The sequence below is a fragment of the Burkholderia sp. AW49-1 genome, assembly GCF_053427845.1.
Window position 1 is genome coordinate 1 of sequence record NZ_JBSAXF010000122.1, and the last position, 347, is coordinate 347.

At 65.1% G+C, this 347-nt stretch carries 1 protein-coding gene; it reads right to left on the reverse strand.

Going from position 1 to position 347, the window contains the following annotated elements:
- A partial coding sequence (locus tag ACV22W_RS33685) for an Ig-like domain-containing protein (protein WP_448023859.1) occupies positions 1–243 on the reverse strand: 243 nt, incomplete at its 3' end.
- Positions 244–347 lie beyond the last annotated feature (104 nt).

The window sequence follows — 347 nt, forward strand, 5'->3', positions numbered from 1 at the left end:
TGTCACCGATACCGGCACCGACGTCGCCGATGCGTTCTGATTCGTCGTCGCCTTGCCCGTCACGCTGTAGCTACCCGCCGCCACGTTCGGCCAGTCGTAGGTATATGGCGCGGCGCTCGCCTCGCCCAGCCTGACGCCTCCGTTGAAATACTCGACCTTGCTGATCGTCGCGCCCGTCACGCTCGCGTTCGACGTCAGTCTCACCGTCGCCGGGGCGCCACCACTGACTTGCGGCGAGTTCAAGCTGATGCTCGGCGGAACCGGCGTACCGTCCCCCGACGGCAATACCGTTACACTTTCGCTGGGCGTCTTGACGGAATGGCCGCGGTCATCCGATACGGTCACGC